The organism is Mycobacterium sp. GA-2829, assembly GCF_001499965.1.
In the GTDB taxonomy this organism is placed as follows: Bacteria; Actinomycetota; Actinomycetes; order Mycobacteriales; family Mycobacteriaceae; genus Mycobacterium.
The window spans coordinates 78,930-101,079 of the sequence record NZ_LQIT01000010.1; the positions used below are offsets into that span (position 1 = coordinate 78,930).

A 22,150-nucleotide genomic window follows, 5' to 3' on the forward strand; every position below is an offset into this window, starting at 1 on the left:
CTCAGCGGCCCGATCTTGATTCGGGCCGTCGTTGAGCAGTATGGTGCGGCTTCCCCGTCGCGGTTCGGGATTGACGGATTTCATGGCCCGGCACCGATCGGTGTTGAATACCTGCGTGGATCAGCAGTTCTTCGAGGTCGAGGCGGAGCTACCCGGACGGCGCGGCCGGGTCGGCGTGATCCACACCCCGCACGGTGACATCCACACCCCGGCCTTCATCGCCGTCGGCACCCAGGCCACCGTCAAGGCGGTCCTGCCCGAGACGATGAAAGATCTTGGCGCTCAAGCGGTGCTGGCCAACGCCTACCACCTGTACCTGCAGCCCGGGCCCGACATCGTCGACGCGGCGGGCGGGCTCGGCGCGTTCATGAACTGGCCCGGCCCCACGTTCACCGACAGCGGCGGCTTCCAGGTGATGTCCCTGGGCGTCGGATTCAAGAAGGTGCTGGCGATGGACACCGCGCGGGTCCAGGCCGACGACATCATCGCCAAGGGCAAGGAACGCCTGGCCGTCGTCGACGACGACGGGGTGACGTTCCGGTCCCACCTCAACGGCTCCAAGCACCGGTTCACCCCGGAGGTGTCGATCGGTATCCAGCGCCGGCTGGGTGCGGACATCATCTTCGCGTTCGACGAGCTGACCACGCTGGTCAACACCCGCGCCTACCAGGAGCAGTCGGTGCAGCGCACCCACGAGTGGGCGGTGCGCTGTGTGGCCGAGCACCGCAGGCTGGACGCCGAACGGCCCGACAAACCGCCGCAGGCGCTGTTCGGCGTGGTGCAGGGCGCGCAGTACGAGGATCTGCGCCGCAAGGCCGCCCGTGGGCTGGCCGAACTCGGCTTCGACGGGTTCGGTATCGGCGGGGCGCTGGAGAAGCAGAACCTCGCCACCATCGTCGGCTGGGTCACCGACGAACTGCCCGACGACAAACCACGCCACCTGCTCGGGATCAGCGAACCCGACGATCTGTTCGCCGCGGTCGAGGCGGGCGCCGACACATTCGACTGTGTGTCCCCGTCGCGGGTCGCCCGCAACGCCGCGGTCTATTCGGCGGACGGGCGTTACAACATCACGGGCTCCCGCTACCGGCGCGACTTCACGCCCATCGACGCCGAATGTGACTGCTACACGTGCGCGCACTACACCCGCGCCTACATCCACCACCTGTTCAAGGCCAAGGAGATGCTGGCCTCGACCCTGTGCACGATCCACAACGAGCGCTTCGTCATCCGGCTCGTCGACCGGATCCGGGCGTCGATCGTCGCGGGAGACTTCGACGACCTGCGCGCCGACGTGCTCGGCCGCTATTACGGTTGATCTGTAACCATGACCGACCCTCAGACCCTGCTCGGCCGGCTGCTCGACCCGGGCAACCGGGCCGACCCCTATCCGCTCTACGCCGACCTGCGGGCCGCCGGACCGGTGGTGTTGCCGTCGTCGAATCTGGTGGTGTTCTCCTCGTTCGCCGACTGCGACGAGGTGCTGCGCCATCCCGCGTCGGCCAGTGACCGGTTGAAGTCCACGGTCGCGCAGCGCGAGATCGCCGCGGGCGCACCCGCGCGGCCCTTCGGGGCGCCGGGCTTCCTGTTCCTCGACCCGCCCGACCACACCCGGCTGCGCAGGCTGGTCAGCTCGGCGTTCGTCCCCCGGGTGGTCAAGGCGCTGGAACCGCAGATCGTGGCGCTGGTGGACGCGCTGCTCGACGACGTGGCGGCCAAGGGTGAGTTCGACGCCGTCGCGGACCTGGCGTATCCGCTCCCGGTGGCGGTGATCTGTCGGCTGCTCGGCGTGCCGCTGGAGGACGAACCGCAGTTCAGCCGCGCGTCGGCGCTGCAGGCGCAGTCGCTGGACCCGTTCATGACCGTCACCGGTGAGGCGGCCGAGGGGTTCGAGCGGCGGCTCGAGGCCGGCCTGTGGCTGCGGGAGTATCTACGCGAACTCATCGCGCGGCGGCGGGCCGAACCGCGCGAGGATCTGATCTCCGGGCTGATCGCGGCCGAGGAGGCCGGTGACCAGCTGACGGAGGACGAGATCGTCGCCACGTGCAACCTGCTGCTCGTTGCCGGGCACGAGACCACCGTCAACCTCATCGCGAACGCGATCCTGGCGATGCTGCGCCAGCCGGCCCAGTGGGCGAAGTCGGCGGCGGATCCGCGGCGGCTGTCGACGGTGGCGGAGGAGACGCTGCGCTACGACCCGCCGGTGCAGTTGGTCGTCCGGATCGCGGCGGAGGACATGACGATCAACGGGCTGACGGTGCCCAAGGGCGACAGCATGCTGCTGCTGCTCGCCGCCGCCCAGCGCGACCCCGAGGCGTTCGAGCGGGCCGACGAATTCGACCCGGACCGCGAGCACATCCGCCACCTCGGCTTCGGGAAGGGTCCGCACTTCTGCCTCGGCGCGCCGCTGGCCCGGCTGGAGGCCGCGGTCGCGCTCTCGGCGGTCACCGCACGGTTCCCCGACGCCCGCCTGGCCGCCGAGCCGGTGTACAAACCGAACCTCACCCTGCGCGGTATGGAGACGCTTTCCGTCGCAATCTAGCCGCCCGACCCAGGAATCCGTTGTAGAAGCTGCCCGACGCGGCGGAATCCGTACTAGGGTGCCTGCCATGCGAATCCTGTTGGTGGGTGCCGGCGGTGTCGGATCGGCCTTCTGCGCGATCGCCGCGCGCCGTGACTTCTTCGAGCAGGTCGTGGTCTGCGATTACGACGGCGACCGGGCGCGGCAGGCCGCCGAGGCGGTCGCCGACCCGAGGTTCACCTCCGCGCAGGTCGACGCGACGTCCGCGGACGCCGTCGCGGCGCTGGTGCGCGAACACGCGATCACCCACGTGATGAACGCCGTCGACCCGCGGTTCGTGATGCCGATCTTCGACGGCGCCCTGGCCGGCGGTGCCGACTACCTCGACATGGCGATGAGCCTGTCGCACCGCCACCCCGACCAGCCCTACGAGCTGACCGGCGTCAAGCTGGGCGACGAGCAGTTCGCCGTCGAGGACCGGTGGCGCGACGCCGGCCGGCTGGCGCTCGTCGGGATCGGCGTCGAACCCGGTCTGTCGGACGTGTTCGCCCGCTACGCGGCCGACCACCTGTTCTCCGAGATCGACGAACTCGGCACCCGCGACGGATCGAACCTCACCGTGGCGGGCTACGACTTCGCGCCGTCGTTCTCGATCTGGACCACGATCGAGGAATGCCTCAACCCGCCGGTGATCTGGGAGGCCGAGCGCGGCTGGTTCGTCACCGAACCGTTCAGTGAGCCGGAGGTGTTCGACTTCCCCGACGGCATCGGCCCGGTGGAGTGCGTCAACGTCGAGCACGAGGAAGTGCTGCTGATGCCGCGTTGGGTGAAATGCAAACGCGCGACGTTCAAGTACGGTCTGGGCGCCGAGTTCATCGACGTGCTCAAGACGCTCCACAAACTGGGCCTGGACCGTACCGACAAGGTGAAGGTGGGTTCGGTCGAGGTCTCCCCGCGTGACGTCGTCGCGGCCTGCCTGCCCAACCCCGCGACGTTGGGGGCGAAGATGCGCGGCAAGACCTGCGCCGGCCTGTGGGTGACGGGCACCGGCAAGGACGGCGAACCGCGCTCGACGTACCTGTACCACGTGGTCGACAACGAGTGGTCGATGGCCGAATACGGTCACCAGTGCGTGGTGTGGCAGACCGCGATCAATCCCGTTGTCGCACTGGAACTCCTGGCGAACGGAACCTGGAGCGGTGCCGGTGTCCTCGGTCCCGAGGCCTTCGACGCGGTGCCGTTCCTGGACCTGCTCACCGAGTACGGCTCCCCCTGGGGCGTGCGCGAACTCTAGAGCGGGTTGAGGATCCGCTGCAGGAACTGACGGGTGCGCTCCTGCTTCGGATCGCCGAGCACCTCGTCGGGCGGCCCCTGCTCGAGGATGACGCCGCGGTCGGTGAACAGCACCTGATTCGACACCTGCCGCGCGAACTGGATCTCGTGGGTCACGACCACCAGCGTCCAGCCCTCGACGGCGAGGTCCTTGATCACCGAGAGCACCTCGCCGACCAACTCGGGATCCAGCGCCGAGGTCGGCTCGTCGAACAGGACGACCTTGGGCCGCAACGCAAGTGCCCGTGCGATACCGACGCGCTGCTGCTGCCCACCCGACAGCTCATAGGGATACTGATCGCGCTTCTCGGCGAGCCCGACCTGAGTGAGCAACTCCATCGCGTCGGCCTCGGCCTCCTCACGCGGACGCTTCTGCACCACGATCGGACCCTCGGTGACGTTCTGCAGCACCGTCCTGTGGGGGAAGAGGTTGTGCGCCTGGAAGACGAATCCGCTCTGCATCCGGTAGCGGCGCAGAAGATCCCGCGACACCTGACCGCCGAAGTCCACGCTCACGTCACCGATGCACACCGTCCCGGCGTCGGGGACATCCAGCGCGTTGAGCGCGCGCAGCAGCGTGGTCTTCCCCGAACCCGACGGTCCGATGATCGTGGTCACCGATCCGGCGGGCACCCGGAACGACACCCCTTTGAGTACCTCGTTGTCGCCGAAGGCCTTGTGCAGCCCCTCGGCGACCACCCGATCCTCTGTCATCTCGCCACGTACCTTTCCAGCCGGTGTTCGAGGCGGCCCTGACCGAACGACAGCACCAGGCAGATCACCCAGTAGTACACCGCGGCCGTGCCGTACAGCGCGAAGAACTCGAAGGTCGGGGCGGCGACGATCTGCGCCTGCCGCAGCAGTTCGGTCACCAGGATCGTCGACGCCAGTGAGGTGTCCTTGACCAGGGAGATCAACGTGTTCGACAGCGGTGGGACGGCGACCCGCGCGGCCTGCGGGAGCACGATCCGCCGCAGCGAGGTCGCGTAATTCATGCCGATGGTCTCGGCGGCCTCCCACTGTCCCTTCGGGATGGACAGGATCGCCGACCGGATGATCTCCGCGGCGTAACCGCCGACGTTGAGCGAGAACGCGATGACCGCGGCGGGGAACGGTTCGAAGCGCACCCCGAACTCCGGGAGGGCGAAAAACACGATGAACAACTGGACGAGCAGCGGCGTTCCCCGGATCACCGAGATGTAGAACCGGGCGACGTTGCTGAGCACCACATTCGGGGACAGCCGGGCCAACGCGACGCCCAGCGCGATCACTAGACCGATCGCGAAGCTGATGACCGTGAGCGGAATCGTCATCGTGAGCGCCGCGCGCGCCAGCGGCCACAGGTTGTCGAGGATCAGCTGCCACGTCGAACGCGGCGCCTGCGCGGACTCCGGAGCGCCGGACGCATTGGCCTTCAGGTACCTCTGCGAGATCTCCGCCAGCGTTCCGTCGGCGCGCAATTCGTCGAGCGCGCGGTTGAGTTCGGGCAGCATGCCGCTGTCCTTGCGCGCGGCGAAACCCTGCTCGCTCCTCTCGCCGGTCTCTGCGGCGATCTTGACAGAGGTGTCGCCGGTCTCGGCGAGATACGCGTACACCGCGATGCTGTCGTTGACCGTCGCGTCCACCCGGCCCTGGTTGAGCAGGGTGATGGCTTGGGCGAAACCATCCACCGACTCGACCCGCGCCCCCGCGTCGCGTGCCACCTGCGCCCAGTTGCTGGTGACGCTCTGCGCGGTGACCTTCCCCTTGAGATCGTCGAGGGACGTGATCGAATCGTCGTCCGCGCGCGTGACGATGACGCCCTCGCCGATCGAATACGGTTCGGAGAGGTCGTATTTCGCCTGGCGTTCGGCGTTGATCGTCACCTCGTTGGCGACCACGTCGAAGCGGTCGGCCTCCAGTGCGGCGAAGATCGCGTCCCACGGTGTCTCGACGAACTCGACCCGCACACCGATCTTGTCGGCCACCGCACGTGCCACGTCGACGTCGTATCCGACCAGCTGACCCGAGGGATCGTGATAACTGAACGGGGCGTAGACGCCTTCGGTGCCGACTCGCAGCACACCGGCGGACTTGATCGGTTCGTCGCCGCCGCCACCGGTCGATCCGCACGACGCCAGGGCAAGGACCGCCACCAGCAGCAGGAGCGCTCGTAGAAACCTCACCCGCCGGACGCTAACACTCCGGGCGGTATATCCACGGGGTCCGCGGCAACCGGGCCGGGTCGAACCGGTCGAGCAGTTCGTCGAGGCTGTGGGCGGGCCAGCCCAGCGACCTGCTGATCTGGGCGAACACCCGCTGCGTGCCGATCTCGGCGAGTGTGACGGCACCGTCGCGTTTGGCCAGCCGGGCGCCGTCCTCATTGAGCACGAGCGGGACGTGGGCGTAGACGGGTTCGGGGTGGCCCAGCAGCCGGGCCAGGTAGGCCTGCCGCGGTGACGAGCTGAGCAGGTCGTCGCCGCGCACCACCTGGTCGATGCCCGCGGTGGCGTCGTCCACCACCACGGCGAGGTTGTAGGCGGGCACCCCGTCGCCGCGGCGGACGACGAAGTCGTCGACGATGCCGGTGTAGGTGCCGTGCAGTTGGTCGGTGACGGTGTAGGTGAACACGTCGGTGCGCAGGCGCAGCGCGGGTGGCCGGCCGGTCTCCGCGCGGCGCGCGGCGCGTTCGGCGTCGGTGAGGTCGCGGCAGATGCCGGGGTAGGCGCCTTCCGGTGCATGCGGGGCACGCGGTGCCTGCGCGATGTCCTTTCTGCTGCAATAGCATTCGTAGACCATGCCGTCGGCGACCAGAGCGTCGACGACGGTGTCGTAGCGTTCGCGGTGCGAGGACTGGTACTCCGCGGGACCGTCCCAGGTGATCCCGAGCGCGGTCAGGTCGGCGAGTTGGCGCGCGGCGATGTCGGAGTCCGTGCGGTAGTCGAGGTCCTCGACCCGCATCACGAAGCGTCTGCCCGTGGATCGGGCGAAGAGCCAGGCCAGGATGGCGGTGCGCAGGTTGCCGATGTGCAGATCGGCCGACGGGCTGGGCGCGAATCGGCCTGCGGGGGAGCTGGTCATGCCCCGAGTCCGGGGACGATGTCGCCGAGCCGGAACGTGACGGGCTGTTCGAGCTGGGCGTACGTGCAGGAGCGCGGGTCCCGGTCCGGTCGCCACCGGTTGAACTGCGCGGTGTGCCGGAACCGGTGGCCCTCCATGTGGTCGTAGCGGACCTCGACGACGCGTTCGGGGCGCAGCGGCACGAACGACAGATCCTTGCCCGCGTTCCACCGCGATCCACCGCCGTAGCGGCGCACGACATCGGGGTCGACGTGGGCCGCCCAGTTCCACGGGTGCTGGTCGAACGAGGTGACCAACGGTTGCAACTCGTCGAACAGCTCCCGGCGCCGCTTCATCGGGAAGGCGCCGATGACGCCGACCGACGCCAGTTCACCGTCGTCGGTGTAGAGGCCGAGCAGCAGCGAGCCCACCGCGTCGTCACCGGATTTGTGCAGCCGGTAGCCGGCGACCACACAGTCGGCGGTGCGCTGGTGTTTGACCTTGAACATCACCCGCTTGTCCGGCAGGTACGGCCCGTCGAGCGGTTTGGCGATCACCCCGTCCAGCCCGGCGCCCTCGAATTCGTGGAACCAGCGCTGCGCGGTCGCGACGTCGCGGGTGGCGGGCGTGACGTGGAACGTGGGCCCGGACCCGGCCAGGGCGTCGACCAGCGCGGCCCTGCGTTCGGCGAACGGCCGGGCGGTGTAGTCGTCGTCGCCGAGCGCGAGCAGATCGAAGGCGATGAACGCCGCGGGCGTCTTATCGGCCAGCATCCGCACCCGCGACGCGGCGGGGTGTAGCCGCAACTGCAGGGCCTCGAAGTCCAGGCCGCGGGCGCCCGCGATGACGATCTCCCCGTCGATCACACAGCGCGGCGGCAGTTCGGCACGCGCCGCGTCGACGAGTTCGGGGAAGTACCGCGTCATCGGCCGTTCGTTGCGGCTGCCGAGCTCCACCTCGTCGCCGTCGCGGAACACGATCGACCGGAACCCGTCCCACTTCGGTTCGTACGAGGCGCCGGGCGGGATCTCGCCGACCGATTTGGACAGCATCGGCGGAATGGGCGGTGAAACGGGCAGTTGCACCCTCCCATTGTCGCCGAAGCCGTACTATACGGCCGTACAGCGCGACGGAGAGGCAACCATGACCGGCTACGACTACATCATCACCGGAGCGGGATCGGCGGGTTGCGTGCTGGCCAACCGCTTGTCCGAAGACCCGAAGGTCAGCGTGCTGCTGCTCGAGGCCGGCGGCGGCGACCGCAGCCCGTGGTTCCACATCCCGAAGGGTGCGGGCAAGGTCTTCGAGTCCGAGAAGTACATGTGGCACTACGAGACCACGCCGTTCGGGCCGCAACCGCACGTCGAACAGTGGATGCGCGGCAAGGTGCTCGGCGGTTCGAGTGCCATCAACGGCACCCTCTACAACCGCGGCCAGCGCGCCGATTACGACGGGCTGGAACGCCTCGGCAACAAGGGCTGGGGATGGGACGAGATCCTGCCCATCTTCCGAGGTTTCGAGAACAGCGAGTTCGGGCCGTCCGCCACCCGCGGCACCGGTGGACCGCTGCACATCTCCGTACCGCGCGATCCGGACCCGTTGTGCGAGGAGATGATCGATGCGGCGACGAGGATCGGAATGACGCGGGTCGAGGACATCAACGAATCCGACGCCGAACGCATCGGCTACGCCACATCGACGATCCGCAAGGGCCGGCGCGTCAGCGCCGCCACCGCATTCCTCAAGCCGGTACTGCGACGTCCGAACCTCACCGTCCGAATGGGTGCGGTCGTCGACCGCGTGCTGCTCGACGGGGACCGTGCGGTGGGCGTGGAGATCGGCTCGGAGCGGGTGCACGCCCGTCGCGAGGTCATCGTGTCGATGGGCAGCCTGAACTCGCCGAAACTGCTGCAGCTCTCCGGCATCGGACCGCGCGACGTGCTCACGGCCGCGGGCGTCCCGGTCCGGGCGGAGCGCGAGCGGGTCGGCCATGGTCTGCGCGAACACCGTTGCGCCACCTTGCGATTCGGACTGAAGGATGACCTCGGCTACAACAAGTACCTGGCGACCAGCACGGGGCAGGCGCTCACCGGCCTCAAGTACCTGGCCAACCGCAGGGGTCCGCTGGCGGCACCGTCGTTCGACGTCGTCGGGTTCGTGAAGGCGCAGCCCGACGCCGACCGGCCCGACGGTCAGGTGATGATGGGCCCGTACACGCTGCCGCCCTACAACGTCGGCGAACCGGTCAGCATCCAGCGCGAACCGGGCGTGTCCTGCCTCGGAATGGTGCTGCGCCCGACGTCGGAGGGCCGACTCGAGATCACCTCGGCGGATCCGGCCGCCACGGTGCGGATCGACCCCAACTACCTGCGCAGCGACTACGACCGTGACACCACCGCGAAGCTGCTGCGCAGGATGCGCGCGATCTTCGACCAGTCACCGATCGCCGAACGCCTCAGCGGCGAAACGTATCCGGGTTCCGGCGTGCAAAGCGACGACGCGCTGGTCGATGCCGCGCTCGACGGCGGGTACTGCGGCTACCACGCGGTCGGCACCTGCGCGATGGGGCCCAGCGATCACGACGTCGTCGACAACCAGCTGCGCGTGAGGGGTGTGGACGGGCTGCGGGTAGTCGACTGTTCGGTGCTGCCCACCATCGTGGCGGGCAACCTCAACGGGCCCATCATGGCGATGGCCTGGCGCGCAGCGGATTTCATCCTGGACGGCCGCTGACCCCTACATCGCCGCGTGACCGGCATCGACGGGTAGCGTCGTGCCGGTGATGTAGCGGGCGCCGTCGCTCACCAGGAACAGCACGGCCGCGGTGACGTCTTCGGCCTCCACGTAGGGAACCGGCAGCAGGTTGCCCGACATCGCACTGCCTTCCGGATTGGCGGCGACGACGGCGGCCATGTGCTCGTTGAAGATCATCGGGGTGGCGACGCCGGTCGGGTGGATCGAGTTGACGCGGATGTGGTGCTGCGCATAGGCGTTGGCGGCCGAGCGCATCAGCCCGACCACGCCGTGTTTGGACGCGGCGTAGGCGAACGTGGCCGCACTGCCGTCCCCGCCGCGGCCGACCACGCCCTGCATCGAGCTGATCAACACGATCGAGCCACCGGTGCCCCGCCGGATCATCGACGGCGCCGTCGCGGCGATGGTGTGCCAGACCCCGACGAGGTTGACGTCGACGATGTCGCGGTACAGGCGGGTGTCCGCCGGATCGGGAAGTCCCATCCCCACCACGCCGGCGTTGGCCACCACGATGTCTAGGTCACCGAATCGTGCGATGCCGCGGTCGATTCCGGCCTGCAGTGCGTCGAGGTCGCGGACGTCGGCGACGACGGTCTCGATCCGGCCGCCTACCGCACGCACCTGGTCGGCGGTTTCGGCGAGGTCGGCCTCGGTCGCCAAGGGGTATGGGATCGTATCGATGTCGGCGCAGCGGTCGACGGCGATGATGTCGACGCCCTGTTCGGCGAGCGCCACGGCGTGGCTGCGGCCCTGACCCCGTGCGGCTCCGGTGATCACGGCGACGTGGGACATGCTGTTTGTCATCTGACCACCGTAGGCATGCTGTCCCATCCGCGGACGGTCGAGGTCCTCGAGCGGCGGGCGCCGCTGAGGTCGATCTCCCATTCCGGCCAACGCTTGAGTACCTCTTCGAGCGCCACGCGACCCTCCAGCCGGGCCAGCGGAGCACCGACACAGAAGTGGGCTCCACGGCCGAACGTGAGGTGACCGCCCGGCTTCCGGTGGATGTCGAACCGGTCGGGATCCTCGAAATGGCGTTCATCGCGGTTGGCTGACGCGAGCATCAGCAGCAGCGGACTTCCTGCCGGCACGACGACGCCGTGAAACGTCACATCGTCGGATGCGACATAACGCGCGACGTGGGGCCCGGGGGGCTCGTAGCGCAGCAGTTCCTCGATCGCCGTCGGAATCAACGACGGATCGGCGGCCAGTTCTTTGCGCTGATCCGGGTGTTCCGCCAGTACCTTGCCCATCCAGCCGAACAGGCGTCCGGTGGTCTCCACGCCCGCGCCGGCGACGACGGCGAGGAACACGGTGAGCTCCTGCTTGGTCAGCCTCCGCACCGTGCCGGTCTCGTCCTCGAACTCGACGTTCAGCAGTTCGGTGATCAAATCGTCCGACGGGTTCTTGTCCCGCCATTCGATGTACTCGCCGAACATCTCGCCGGTGAAGTAGCGCTCCTTCTTGATCTCCATCGGCTTACCGGGTTCGTTGCGCAGCACCTCGTTGGCGTGCTCGCGCACCGCCGGTTGTTCGGAATTGGGGATGCCTGCGAGCATGCCGATCGTGCGCATGGGAAGTTCCGCGCCGAGATCCTCGACGAAGTCGAACCGCTCGCCACCGACCAGCGGGTCCAGACATGCGACGCAGAAGGCGCGGATTTTGTCCTCGAGCGCGCGCATCTTCTTCGGCGTGAAGGCGCGGGCGACGATCGCGCGGTGGATGGTGTGCAGTGGCGGGTCCTCGTTGATGAAGATCCCCGGCGGCATCACCGGATCAGTCATCACGACTTCGAGGATGTCGCCCTTGGCGGAGCTGAGCCGCTTCGTATCCTTCAGCGCCGCATCCACATCCGCGTACCGGCTCACACCCCAGAAGCCGTGTTCCTCGTTGTGGTACACCGGCTGTTCGTCCCGCAGTCTGCGGTAGGTGGGGTACGGGTCGGCGTCGATGTCGACGTGCCACGGGTCGTAGTACAGATCGCTCAACGTGTTCTCCTCGCCACTCGTTGGTGGGAGCATATAGCCTGTGCTATACATCCGTACAGCGGTGGCGTGAGGAGGCGCGGTGAGTCGAGTGGCTGTGGTGACCGGTGGCGCGTCCGGGCTGGGGGAGGCGATCTGCGCCGGGCTGGCGGCCGACGGCCACCGGGTGGCCGTGCTCGATCTCGATGCGGCTGCGGCCGACAAGGTCGCCGCGGAATTGCGTGGCGGCGGAGCGCAAGCCATCGGAGTCGCGATCGATGTCGCCGACGAGGCTGCTGTCGAGCGCGCATTCAGCACGGTGCGAACCGAATTCGGGCCCGTCGGGATCCTCGTGACCAGCGCCGCGATCGGTGGTTTCACTCGCCTCGACAAAATCACACTCGACGAGTGGAACCGCTATCTCGCGGTCAATCTCACCGGGACCTTCTTGACCCTGCGGACCGCACTGACGGACATGGTCGCGGCGGGATGGGGCCGGGTTGTGACGATCTCGTCGGCCGCCGGACAGCAGGGTGGGCCGCGGCAGGCGCACTACTCAGCCACCAAGGGCGGTGTCATCGCATTGACCAAGACCGTCGCGCGTGACTACGCCCGATTCGGCGTCACTGCGAATACTGTGCCCCCCTTCGCTATCGAGACGCCGATGCTGCGTCAGCAACAGGCTGACGGCAAGCTTCCACCCGACGCGTTCCTGACCCAGGCGATCCCGGCCGGCCGCGTCGGTGCACCGGCCGACGTCGCCGCAGTGTGTGCGTTCCTGTGCTCGGAGGCCGCCGGATACGTCACGGGTCAAATCGTCGGAGTGAACGGCGGTGCAGTCGTCTGACCGGCACCCACCAGAAGGACAGGAATGAGGGAGGCAGTGACGATGCGGGTCGAGGTCGAATCCTCACGGTGCCAGGGCCACACCCTGTGCGCCATGATCGCACCGGAGTCGTTCGTGCTCGACGACGTCGACGGCCACGCCGCCGCGGTGCCCGGGGACGTGCCGCAGGCGCAGCGCGCGAAGGTCACCGAGGCGGCCCGCTCCTGCCCCGAGCAGGCGATCCTGCTGACCGATGGGGGTCCGCGATGAGCACCTACCACTTCGACCGGCACAGCCCCGACTACCGGGACAAGTTTCTCGACATCACGCACGAGATGCACCGGAAGTGCCCGCTGGCGTGGACCGACACCTACGACGGGCACTGGGTGGCCGCCGGCAGCGACGCGGTGTTCGAGCTGGCGCGTTGTCCGCACGTGTCCAACGACCACGACGTGAACAACGAACGCCGCGGCTACAAGGGCATCTCGATCCCGCGGATGGTGGAGGCCGAGGGGTTCCGCGGCGGCATGCTCGAGATGGACGACCCGGAGCACCGCTTCTACCGCACCGCGCTGAACCCGTATCTGTCGCCTGCGGCGGTGAAGCGCTGGGAACCGTTCGTCGACGAGATCGTGCGCGCCTGTCTGGACGACCACATCGAGACGGGCCGCATCGATTTCGTCGACGACCTGGCCAACGTGGTGCCCGCGGTGCTCACGCTCGCGATGCTCGGGGTGCCCTTGGAGAAGTGGGAGCTGTACAACGAACCGGCGCATGCGTCGGTGTACACCCCGCCGGACTCCCCGGATGCCGACCGGGTGCGCGAGATGTACCTGGCGATGGGCGTGGACCTGTTCACCAATCTGATGGAGATCCGCGGCAACCCGCGCCCGGGCATCATCGACGCGCTGGCGAAGCTGCGCATCGACGGCGAGGCCCCACCCGACATCGAGCTCATCGGCATGCTGAACCTGTTGATCGGCGGGGGATTCGACACCACGACCGCGCTGACGGCGCATGCCTTGGAGTGGCTCTCGGAGCATCCTGACGAGCGGATGCGACTCAGCGCCGAACGCGACACCCTGCTCAACCCTGCCACCGAGGAGTTCCTGCGGTACTTCACCCCGGCACCCGGTGATGCCCGCACGATCGCCGAGGATATGAGGCTCGGCGACATCGAACTGCACGAAGGTCAGCGCCTGTGGTTGTCCTGGGCGATGGCCAACCGCGACCCTGCGGTGTTCAGCGACGCCGACCAGCTGGTCATGGACCGAAAGGGCAATCGCCACTTCAGCTTCGGTCTCGGCGTGCACCGTTGCATCGGATCGAATGTGGCTCGCACGGTGTTCAAGTCGATGCTCACCGCGGTGCTGGACCGGATGCCGGACTACCGGTGCCTACCCGAGGGAACCGTGCACTACGACAGCATCGGGGTCATCCAGGGCATGCGGCACCTGCCCGCGGAGTTCACCCCCGGGCGGCGCCTGGGCGCCGGGGTGGCGGAAACCGTCGTCAAACTCCAGAAGATCTGCGACGAACAGGGATTGGCGCGCCCGATCACCGAGCTCAAGGACGCCGCGCGTATCGAGGAAACGGTATGAACCGTCCGGTCGCGGTGGTGACCGGGGCCAGTCGTGGAGCCGGTGCCGGGATCGCGCACGCGCTGGGAATGCACGGCTGCACCGTCTACGTCACAGGCCGCACGATCGACGCGAGCGAGACCGCCGCCAAGGTCACCGCCGCCGGGGGTGAGGGCATCGCGGTACAGGTCGACCACGGCAACGACGAGCAGGTCGTAGAATTCTTCGACCGCGTCGGCCGCGACCACGGTCGCATCGACATCCTGGTCAACAATGCGGCCATCATCCGCGACGAGATGATGGGCCGCACCAAATTCTGGGAAGAACCGATCAACGTCATCGAAACCTTGGACGTCGGGCTGCGCAGCAGCTACGTCGCCACCGTCTACGCCGCACCGCTGATGGTGCCGCACCGCAAGGGACTGGTCGCCTTCACCTCATCGTCTGGCGCGGTGCACTACGCGTTCGGACCCGCCTACGGCGTCCCGAAAGCCGGGGTCGACAAGATGGCCGCCGACATGGCCTACGACTTCCGCGATGTGGGCGTCGCCGCCGTGTCGATCTGGATGGGTTCCCTGCTCACCGACCGGGTCCGCGCCATCGTGGCGAGCAACCCCGAGAAGCTCGGCCACATCCTCGACACCGCCGAGACCCCCGAGCTCACCGGTCACGTGATCTGGGAGCTCTACCGTGACCCCGAGGTGATGGCGGTCAGCGGCCAGACCCTCATCGGCGCCGAACTCGCGGCCATGTACGGCATCAAGGACGAGGGTGGCCGCCAACCACCCTCGTATCGCGATCTTTTCGGTGTGCATCCGAACCGGCAGCAGGCCCACGTGATGCGATGAGGCGGTTCACTTCCCCCGCGGGCGAGCGCCCCGTCCGTAGGTGATGTCGGCGCGTTCGGGGTCCCACCGGTTGCGGAACACCACATCGGACAGCGGCCGACGGCGGACCGGTCCGTGGCGTCCGCGTGGCCAGCCCACCACCACGTGCCCGGCCAGGAACCACTCGTCGGGGATTCCGACGGCCTCCCGCAGCGCCTTCTCGCCGCCGTAGGAGGCCCAGCTCGTGATGCATGCACCCAACCCCTGGGCGCGCGCGGCGAGGTAGAAGTTCTGCAGTGCGGGGTAGATCGAGCCGCCCTGCAGGAATTCCGAGGAGAACTCGTTCTTGAATGCGGTGAACAACACCGAGGTGAACTCGCCCGCGCGGTCGTGCAGTTCGTAGGTGGCGCGGTTGTTGCGCGCGGCGCGGCTGTCGTCCTCGGGTGCGGGCCGCGTCATGCCGTAGATGGATTCGATTGACGCCAGGGCGATCTGCGCGGCCTGAGCGACCGCGGCGCGCTGTTCGGGGCCGTCGAGGACGATGAACCGCCACAGCTGGGCGTTGGCCCCGTTGGGCGCCCAGGTGGCCGCCTCCAGGCAACGGTCCAGGGTCTCGGCGTCAACCGGTTCGTCGGTGAACCGGCGGATCGAGCGTGCGGTGGACAGCACTTCCCAGACGTCGTTCGTCGGATGTGGCATGACCATTGGTGTACTCGACGCAAGCCCGGGTGTCCAGCACCCGTTGTGCTGTACAGTCGTACTGCACAACGGGGCGATCTGATGGGAGTGACGCTGTGAGCGACAGGTTTTCGATGGAAGGCAGGGTCGCGGTCATCACCGGCGGCGGCACCGGCATCGGGCGGGCATCGGCGCTCGTGCTCGCCGAACACGGTGCCGACGTCGTGCTGGCAGGGCGGCGCGCGGAACCGCTGAAGGAGACGGCCGCCGAGGTGGAGGCGCTCGGCCGCCGCGCGCTCGGGGTGCCGACGGACGTGACGAACGCCGACGAGTGCCAGGCGCTCGTCGACGCGGCGCTCGCCGAGTTCGGCCGGCTGGACGTCCTGCTCAACAACGCCGGCGGCGGCGAGACGAAGTCGCTGATGAAGTGGACCGACGACGAGTGGCGTCAGGTGCTGGACCTGAACCTGTCGAGTGCCTGGTACCTGTCGCGCGCGGCCGCCAAAGCGATGATCGCCCAGGGCAAGGGGGCGATCGTCAACATCTCGTCCGGCGCCGGCCTGCTGGCCATGCCGCAGGCGCCCATCTACGGCGCCGCCAAGGCCGGTCTGCAGAACCTCACCGGCTCGATGGCCGCGGCGTGGACGCGGAAGGGTGTGCGGGTCAACTGCATCGCCTGCGGCGCGGTCCGCACCCCCGGCCTGGAGGCCGATGCGAAACGGCAGGGCTTCGACATCGACATGATCGGACAGACCAACGGATCCGGCCGGATCGCCGAAGCCGACGAGATCGGCTACGGCGTCCTGTTCTTCGCCTCCGACGCCTCGAGCTACTGCTCGGGGCAGACGCTGTACATGCACGGCGGCCCCGGTCCGGCGGGGGTGTGAGCATGGACGTCAGCCACATCGGCGTGCGGGTGCGCGACCTCGACGCATCGGTGAAGTTCTACACCGCACTCGGTTTCACCGAGGCCAAACGCCTCACCGTGCCGGATCAGGTGGCCGAGGGACTGCTCGGGCTGACACCGCCCATCGGATTCGAGGCGGTCTATCTGCGCAACGGCGGGGTGGTGCTGCAGTTGCTCACCTTCTCCGGCCATCCGGCACCGGACGAGCCCGAACGCGGCATGGTCGGCGCCGGGCTGACTCATCTGTCGATCGCGGTGCCCGACGTGGCCGCGGCACGGGATGCGGTCACCGCCGCCGGGGGAGCGGTGGTCGCGGACCCGGGCGGCGGATTCGCCTGTATGGTCCGCGACCCCGACGGCCAGCTGCTCGAGCTGGTCGCCGAGCGTGTCCGGCCGCTCAGCGCAACTCGCTGACCACCGCCGCGTACCGGTCCAGGAACGACAGCGTCGTCGAGGGGTCGTCGCTGTCGCGGCGGCCCCCACCGACCACGACACGGTCGAAGCCCAGATCCCGATAGCGCGCAAGCCGCCCCGGAGACGGGTCCCCCCACGCCATCACCGTCAGATCCAGCTTCGAAGGACCGTGCCCAGCGTCCTCGGCGCGGCGCCGGAAATCGGCGACGGCGGCGGGTAAATCCTGGAACGCGGCGTCGCCCGGTAGCCAGCCGTCGGCCCAGGGCAGGCACTCCCCGATCGCCGTGGGGCCGGTGGCCGCCGCGAGCAGTCGCGGACCGCCCTGCTGTAGCGGCTTGGGATGGCACCACACCGGATCGAAATCGTAGAACCGGCCGTGGTGTTCGGCTTCGTCCTGGGTCCACAACACCCGCAGTGCGGCGACCATGTCCGCCAGGGCCCGATAGCGATCCGCCCAGGCAACGGGATTCGACACCGCCAGTTCGGCGCGCACCCCGACCCCGACGCCCAATACCACCCGGCCGCCACTGAAGCGGTCCAACGTCGCCACCTGTTTTGCGAAGGTGAACAATTCGTGCTCCAGCGGAAGCGCGACGGCGGTGCCCAGACGCAGGGTGTTCGTCGCCTGTGCCGCGGCGAGCAGCGACAGTAGCGGATCCCACATCCGCTGCTGAGCGTGCAACAACGCGGCAGGCATGGCGCCCCCGGCGGACACCGGAATCTGCGGATGCTCGCCGACCCACAGCGACTCGAACCCGCGCTCTTCCAATTCCGTTGCGAGTAGGGCCGTTGGGAGATCGTGTGGGGTGTTGAGACTGACGAAGCCGATGTCCATGCTATACGATCGTACAGGTGAGCGAGTTGTACTACGACCCCTATCACGTGGGAATCGACGCAGACCCGTATCCCGTCTACAAGCGGCTACGCGACGAGGCGCCGGTGTACTACAACGAGAAGTTCGGCTTCTGGGCTCTCAGTCGGTTCGCCGACGTCGAAGCCGCGCTCAAGGACGTCGAGAATCTGAGCAACGCCAAGGGGGACATCCTCGAGGTCGTCAAGGCCGAACCCGTCATGCCGGACGGGGTGTTCATCAACGAGGACCCGCCGGTGCACACGGTGCACCGACTCCTCGTCTCACGGGCGTTCACGCCGCGGAAGATGAAGGCGATCGAGGAACAGGTGCGGGCGTTCTGCGCGGCCTGTCTGGACCCGCTGACCGACGGGGACCGGTTCGACTTCACCCTCGATCTGGGCGCCGAGATGCCGATGCGGGTGATCGGCATGCTCGTGGGCATGCCGGATTCGTTGCAGCGCAGCGTCCGCAAGGTCGCGGGTGCCCGGTTGCGCAACAAACCCGGCGAACCGTTGCCGGTGAAGAAGGACAACTACTTCAACGGCAACATGTTTCGTGACTACGTGGAGTGGCGTAAGAACAACCCGTCCGACGATCTGGTCACCGAACTGCTCAACGTCGAATTCGACGACGTGGACGGCAGGTGCCGCAAACTCCGCAGCGAGGAGCTGTTGGTGTTCCTCGGCGTCATCGCCAACGCGGGCACCGAGACCGTCGGGCGACTGTTCGGCTGGCTGGGCAAGGTGCTGGCCGACCATCCCGACCAGCGCCGCGAACTCGCCGCCGACCCGTCACTCATCCCGGGTGCCGTCGAGGAGGTGCTGCGGCTGGAGCCACCGGTCCACAACATCGCCCGATACGTCACCAACGACGTTGAGTATCAGGGGAAGAAGGTCCCGGCCGGCAGCGCGTTGCTGCTCATGGCGGGCGCCGCCAACCGGGACGAACGCCGATTCGACGACCCCGACACCTTCGACATCCGACGCAACCCCAACCACCTCACGTTCGGTCGCGGGGCGCACTTCTGCCTCGGCACCTCGCTCGCCCGCATCGAGGGCCGCATCGCGCTGGAAGAGATCCTCAAGCGCTGGCCCGACTGGACCATCGACGAGGAGCACGCGGTCCGAGCCCCGACGGCGACCGTACGGGGCTGGGACTCGATGCCCGCGATCGTCGGCTAGTAGTCCCACACCGCGGGGACGCACCGGAACACGTCACCGGCGGTCGCCACATGGCAGACCGACGGGAACGGCAGGTGCGTGGCGACCAGCGACTCACCCGTCGCTGCCAGCTCCCGCAGCAGGGCGATCCGCACCCGCGCCGCCTCTTCTGGGTCATGTTCGAACCCGTTGTGCCACTCCGGGTTGTCGAAGCCCGGAGCGAACACCGCATCGCCGGCGAACGTCAACGCCTCACCGCGGGACGCCAGCCGCACCACGCTGTGCCCGGGCGTGTGCCCGCCGGTGCGGCTGATCAACACACCGGGCGCCACCTCGTATTCCGTTTCGAAAGTCCGCAGCCTGCCGTGGTATTCGTCAAGGAAGCGCGAAGCGACCGACCGAAGCACGTCGGGTACCGGCTGCGGCATGCAGGTGCGGGCGAAGTCCGGCGCGGTCCAGAACTCGGCCTCGCGCGCCGCCAGATGCACCTTCAGGTCGGGCCGGAGCCGCGCCTGCAGTCCCTCGGTGAGCAGGCCGCCGACATGGTCCATGTGCAGGTGGGTCAGCACCACGTCGGTCACCGACCCCAGGTCGATCCCCGCGGCCTCCAGCCGGGCAGCGGTCTGACCGGCCCGCGGGAAGTCCGGGAACTCCACCCCGAGACCGGCGTCGACGAGGATCGTCCGGTCACCGCTGCGGACCACGACCACGTTCAGCGGCCAGTCGAGCACGTCCGACGGCAGGTACATGTCGGCCAGCCAGCCCGCGAGCTCCGCCGGTTCGGCGTTGGTGGCCAGGGTCGACGCCGTGATCGGCAGCACCCCGTCGCTGATCACCAGCACGTCGATGTCACCGATCTGCAGCGCGTAACGCGACGGAACCATTTCGGCCAAGCTCATGTTCATCTCCTTCAGTGTTGGACTGTCTGTCGCGCACCAGAACACCATCGAGTCCGCCGAGTCATCCGCCCGTGTTCAGGTCGCCGATCCGCCGCCGTCGACGTGCAGCGTCGTCCCGGTGATGAAACTCGACCGCGGCGACGCCAGGAACAGCACGGCGTGGGCGATCTCGTCCGGTTCGGCGACCCGCCCAAGCGGCAGCGCCCGCCCGAGTTCCTCGTTGGTGTCACCCCATTCCGCCGTCACCCCTTCCGTTCTCGTCGGGCCGGGCGCGACGGCGTTGACCCGCACACGATCTCCCGCGAACTCGACCGCCCACGTGCGGGTCAGCGACTCCAGTGCCGCCTTGGACGCGCTGTAGACCGACGCCGCGGGGACACCCTTACCCGCCACCATCGACGTGATGTTGACGATGCTGCCCCCGCCCCTGGCGGCCATGCCCGGCAGGAGTCCGGCCGTCAGGAAGTAGCACCCGCGGACATTGGTGTCGAAGGTGTGGGTGAACGTAGCGACACCCTGGTCGACGGTCATCGCTCCGGGGAAGCCGGCTGCATTGTTGACCAGCACGTCGACCTCTCCGGCCTGCCGGACGAGTTCGGCCACCGAGTCGAGGTCGGCCATGTCGGCCTCGATGAAGTGCAAGCGCGGATGCGTCGCCGCCGCGGCACTGCCGCGTCCGGCGTTGCGGCCCGTGATGACCACGTGCGCACCGGCGTCGGCCAGCAATCGCGCCGATGCCAGCCCGATACCCGCGGTGCCGCCGGTGACCAACGCCCGATATCCCGGTAGTTCCATGCGATTTCCTTTCGTCTCATCGGCTGGAACCGCGACCGCGCGCACGGGTTATCCGAAAGTGACGACCGCCACGGGGATGAATCGGCGCCCCGCCGCGGGTTCCGGGGAGCGGACACGAGAAAGGGGTCACCATGAGAATCGTCGTCATCGGCGGTACGGGCCGGATCGGATCGAAAGTGGTGGAGGGGCTGATCGAGCACGGCCACGACGCTGTGGCAGCCGCACCGTCCACCGGCGTCAACGCGTTCACCGGCGAGGGGTTGGCCGATGCGCTGACCGGGGCGCAGGTGGTGGTCGACGTGACGAACTCGCCGACGTTCGAGGAGGAGGCCGCCAAGGAGTTCTTCGACGTGGCGACCACCAATCTGCTGACGGCGGAGGCCGCGGCCGGGGTATCGCACCACGTGGCGCTGTCGGTGGTCGGCACCGAACTGCTGGCCCGGCAAAGTGGCTATTTCCAAGCCAAATTGGCGCAGGAGTCGCTGATCGGTCAGGGGTCGGTGCCGTACACGATCGTGCGCGCGACGCAGTTCTTCGACTTCCTTCCGGTCATCGCCGACTCCGCCACCGCGGGTGACACCGTCCGGCTGCCCGATGCGCTGATTCAGCCGATGGCCGCGGCCGACGTCGCTGAAGCCGTCGCCATCGCCGCGGTCAACGAACCGGTCAACGGGATCACCGAAGTCGGTGGTCCCGAGGAGTTCCGCCTACCCGAGCTGATCCGCACCGCGTTACGCGCCCGTGGCGACGGCCGCGACGTCGTCGCGGATCCTGCCGCCGGCTACTGGGGCGTCGACATCGCCGAGCGCACATTGGTTCCCGGCGTGGGCGCGACGCTGTTCGACACCCGCTTCTCGGATTGGATACTCGAAGCGGCGGCCAAGGGCTGAGGAGCGCCATGGATGTCTATGAGGCGGTCACCAGTCGTCGCGCAGTACGCGGATTCACCGAAGAACCCGTGCCCAGGGAGACACTGGAACGTGTGCTTGCCGCCGCGGCGTGGTCGCCCTCCGGATCCAATCTGCAGCCGTGGCGCATCTACGTGGTGACCGGTCAACCGCTGGCGCGGCTGAAGAAGCGTGCTGTCGAGCGGGTAGCGGCCGGTGATCCCTGGGATGAGCGCGAATTCGAGATGTATCCCGCGGCAATGGAATCGCCCTATCGGGACCGTCGCCACGCCTTCGGTGAACAGCGCTACCGCGCCCTGGGAATCGTCCGCGACGACTGGGAGGCCCGGCAGCGCGCGGCGATCGGCAACTGGGACTGCTTCGGCGCACCGGCTGCCCTGTTCTGCTACATCGACCGGGGGCTGGGGTTGCCGCAGTGGGCGGACCTCGGCATGTACCTGCAGACGGTGATGTTGCTCCTCCGCGCGGAAGGGCTGCACAGCTGCCCGCAGATGGCATGGTCGACCACCCGCCATACCGTCGCGGAGGTCGTCGAACCGGATGACGGCTTGATCTTGTTCTGCGGGATGTCCATCGGCTACGAGGATCCCGCCGTCGGCTACGCCCGCACCGGCCGCGCACCGCTGTCGGAGACGGTCACGTTCGTCGCGGACGCCTAGACCGCGGCTGGTCGACTCGCTACCATCCACTCTG

Annotated in this window: 23 protein-coding genes; 13 read left to right on the forward strand and 10 right to left on the reverse strand. The window is 68.1% G+C overall.

Annotated elements, in window-relative coordinates; genetic code table 11:
- Positions 1 to 115 precede the first annotated feature (115 nt).
- The 3 genes from tgt to AU194_RS07655 all read left to right on the forward strand — a co-directional run bounded on the left by tgt (position 116) and on the right by AU194_RS07655 (position 3,815).
- Positions 116 to 1,318: a tRNA guanosine(34) transglycosylase Tgt gene (gene tgt / locus AU194_RS07645; protein WP_059088634.1), complete on the forward strand. Its 1,203-nt coding sequence runs from the start codon at positions 116 to 118 to the stop codon at positions 1,316 to 1,318.
- A 9-nt stretch (positions 1,319 to 1,327) separates the two neighbouring features.
- A complete protein-coding gene (locus AU194_RS07650; protein WP_059088635.1) occupies positions 1,328 to 2,542 on the forward strand; it encodes a cytochrome P450 in 1,215 nt (404 codons plus the stop codon).
- A gap of 67 nt (positions 2,543 to 2,609) precedes the next feature.
- Entirely contained in the window at positions 2,610 to 3,815 is a 1,206-nt protein-coding gene (locus AU194_RS07655) for a saccharopine dehydrogenase family protein (protein WP_059088636.1), read from the forward strand.
- Here AU194_RS07655 and AU194_RS07660 read toward each other — a convergent pair.
- Genes AU194_RS07660 through AU194_RS07680 form a run of 4 tightly spaced genes read right to left on the reverse strand, consistent with a single transcriptional unit; the run spans position 3,812 to position 7,977 of the window.
- The gene (locus AU194_RS07660; RefSeq protein ID WP_059088637.1) at positions 3,812 to 4,567 is read right to left on the reverse strand and encodes an amino acid ABC transporter ATP-binding protein; all 756 of its coding nucleotides are present in this window, start codon (positions 4,565 to 4,567) and stop codon (positions 3,812 to 3,814) included. The genes AU194_RS07655 and AU194_RS07660 overlap by 4 nt on opposite strands.
- Entirely contained in the window at positions 4,564 to 6,018 is a 1,455-nt protein-coding gene (locus tag AU194_RS31045; RefSeq protein ID WP_157575939.1) for an ABC transporter permease subunit, read from the reverse strand. Before AU194_RS31045 ends, AU194_RS07660 begins: the two co-directional genes overlap by 4 nt.
- Positions 6,019 to 6,028: 10 nt before the next feature.
- A complete protein-coding gene (gene gluQRS, locus AU194_RS07675; RefSeq protein WP_059088638.1) occupies positions 6,029 to 6,913 on the reverse strand; it encodes a tRNA glutamyl-Q(34) synthetase GluQRS in 885 nt (294 codons plus the stop codon).
- Entirely contained in the window at positions 6,910 to 7,977 is a 1,068-nt protein-coding gene (locus tag AU194_RS07680; protein WP_082698535.1) for an ATP-dependent DNA ligase, read from the reverse strand. Before AU194_RS07680 ends, gluQRS begins: the two co-directional genes overlap by 4 nt.
- 58 nt (positions 7,978 to 8,035) lie before the next feature.
- Between AU194_RS07680 and AU194_RS07685 the strand changes: the two genes are divergently transcribed.
- Entirely contained in the window at positions 8,036 to 9,625 is a 1,590-nt protein-coding gene (locus AU194_RS07685) for a GMC family oxidoreductase (protein ID WP_059088640.1), read from the forward strand.
- 3 nt (positions 9,626 to 9,628) lie between these two features.
- On the opposite strand, the gene AU194_RS07690 is transcribed toward AU194_RS07685, so the two are convergent.
- Together AU194_RS07690 and AU194_RS07695 are read right to left on the reverse strand one after the other, a co-directional pair.
- Positions 9,629 to 10,450 (reverse strand): mycofactocin-coupled SDR family oxidoreductase, encoded by an 822-nt coding sequence (locus AU194_RS07690; RefSeq protein WP_059088641.1) that lies wholly within the window; start codon positions 10,448 to 10,450, stop codon positions 9,629 to 9,631.
- The gene (locus AU194_RS07695) at positions 10,447 to 11,634 is read right to left on the reverse strand and encodes a cytochrome P450 (RefSeq protein WP_059088642.1); all 1,188 of its coding nucleotides are present in this window, start codon (positions 11,632 to 11,634) and stop codon (positions 10,447 to 10,449) included. The genes AU194_RS07690 and AU194_RS07695 overlap by 4 nt, the downstream gene beginning before the upstream one ends.
- Before the next feature lie 88 nt (positions 11,635 to 11,722).
- On the opposite strand from AU194_RS07695, the gene AU194_RS07700 reads away from it, so the two are divergent.
- From AU194_RS07700 to AU194_RS07715, 4 genes are read left to right on the forward strand one after another with little or no spacing between them, the layout of a single operon-like run.
- Positions 11,723 to 12,457: an SDR family NAD(P)-dependent oxidoreductase gene (locus AU194_RS07700; protein ID WP_231743225.1), complete on the forward strand. Its 735-nt coding sequence runs from the start codon at positions 11,723 to 11,725 to the stop codon at positions 12,455 to 12,457.
- A 42-nt stretch (positions 12,458 to 12,499) separates the two neighbouring features.
- Positions 12,500 to 12,706, forward strand: a complete 207-nt coding sequence (locus AU194_RS07705) for a ferredoxin (RefSeq protein WP_059088687.1) — start codon at positions 12,500 to 12,502, stop codon at positions 12,704 to 12,706.
- Positions 12,703 to 14,037 carry a cytochrome P450 gene (locus AU194_RS07710; protein ID WP_059088644.1) on the forward strand — a complete coding sequence of 445 codons (1,335 nt, stop codon included), beginning with the start codon at positions 12,703 to 12,705 and terminating at the stop codon, positions 14,035 to 14,037. Before AU194_RS07705 ends, AU194_RS07710 begins: the two co-directional genes overlap by 4 nt.
- Positions 14,034 to 14,864 (forward strand): SDR family NAD(P)-dependent oxidoreductase, encoded by an 831-nt coding sequence (locus tag AU194_RS07715; RefSeq protein WP_059088645.1) that lies wholly within the window; start codon positions 14,034 to 14,036, stop codon positions 14,862 to 14,864. Before AU194_RS07710 ends, AU194_RS07715 begins: the two co-directional genes overlap by 4 nt.
- Before the next feature lie 6 nt (positions 14,865 to 14,870).
- On the opposite strand, the gene AU194_RS07720 is transcribed toward AU194_RS07715, so the two are convergent.
- On the reverse strand, positions 14,871 to 15,542 hold the full coding sequence (locus AU194_RS07720) for a nitroreductase family protein (RefSeq protein ID WP_157575940.1): 672 nt from the start codon (positions 15,540 to 15,542) through the stop codon (positions 14,871 to 14,873).
- Between the two features lie 95 nt (positions 15,543 to 15,637).
- On the opposite strand from AU194_RS07720, the gene AU194_RS07725 reads away from it, so the two are divergent.
- Entirely contained in the window at positions 15,638 to 16,408 is a 771-nt protein-coding gene (locus tag AU194_RS07725) for an SDR family NAD(P)-dependent oxidoreductase (RefSeq protein ID WP_059088647.1), read from the forward strand.
- Between the two features lie 2 nt (positions 16,409 to 16,410).
- The gene (locus AU194_RS07730; protein WP_059088648.1) at positions 16,411 to 16,842 is read left to right on the forward strand and encodes a VOC family protein; all 432 of its coding nucleotides are present in this window, start codon (positions 16,411 to 16,413) and stop codon (positions 16,840 to 16,842) included.
- Here the strand turns inward: AU194_RS07730 and AU194_RS07735 are convergent.
- Positions 16,826 to 17,677, reverse strand: coding sequence for a TIGR03619 family F420-dependent LLM class oxidoreductase (locus tag AU194_RS07735; RefSeq protein WP_059088649.1), 852 nt, complete (start codon positions 17,675 to 17,677; stop codon positions 16,826 to 16,828). The genes AU194_RS07730 and AU194_RS07735 overlap by 17 nt on opposite strands.
- 17 nt (positions 17,678 to 17,694) lie before the next feature.
- On the opposite strand from AU194_RS07735, the gene AU194_RS07740 reads away from it, so the two are divergent.
- Positions 17,695 to 18,876, forward strand: a complete 1,182-nt coding sequence (locus AU194_RS07740; RefSeq protein ID WP_059088650.1) for a cytochrome P450 — start codon at positions 17,695 to 17,697, stop codon at positions 18,874 to 18,876.
- Here AU194_RS07740 and AU194_RS07745 read toward each other — a convergent pair.
- Positions 18,873 to 19,760 carry an MBL fold metallo-hydrolase gene (locus tag AU194_RS07745; protein ID WP_197417543.1) on the reverse strand — a complete coding sequence of 296 codons (888 nt, stop codon included), beginning with the start codon at positions 19,758 to 19,760 and terminating at the stop codon, positions 18,873 to 18,875. The two genes, AU194_RS07740 and AU194_RS07745, sit on opposite strands and share 4 nt — an antisense overlap.
- 69 nt (positions 19,761 to 19,829) lie before the next feature.
- Positions 19,830 to 20,549 carry an SDR family NAD(P)-dependent oxidoreductase gene (locus tag AU194_RS07750; RefSeq protein ID WP_059088652.1) on the reverse strand — a complete coding sequence of 240 codons (720 nt, stop codon included), beginning with the start codon at positions 20,547 to 20,549 and terminating at the stop codon, positions 19,830 to 19,832.
- Between the two features lie 131 nt (positions 20,550 to 20,680).
- On the opposite strand from AU194_RS07750, the gene AU194_RS07755 reads away from it, so the two are divergent.
- Positions 20,681 to 21,439 (forward strand): SDR family oxidoreductase, encoded by a 759-nt coding sequence (locus tag AU194_RS07755; protein WP_059088653.1) that lies wholly within the window; start codon positions 20,681 to 20,683, stop codon positions 21,437 to 21,439.
- 8 nt (positions 21,440 to 21,447) lie between these two features.
- Positions 21,448 to 22,116, forward strand: coding sequence for a nitroreductase (locus AU194_RS07760; protein WP_059088654.1), 669 nt, complete (start codon positions 21,448 to 21,450; stop codon positions 22,114 to 22,116).
- Positions 22,117 to 22,150: the final 34 nt, after the last annotated feature.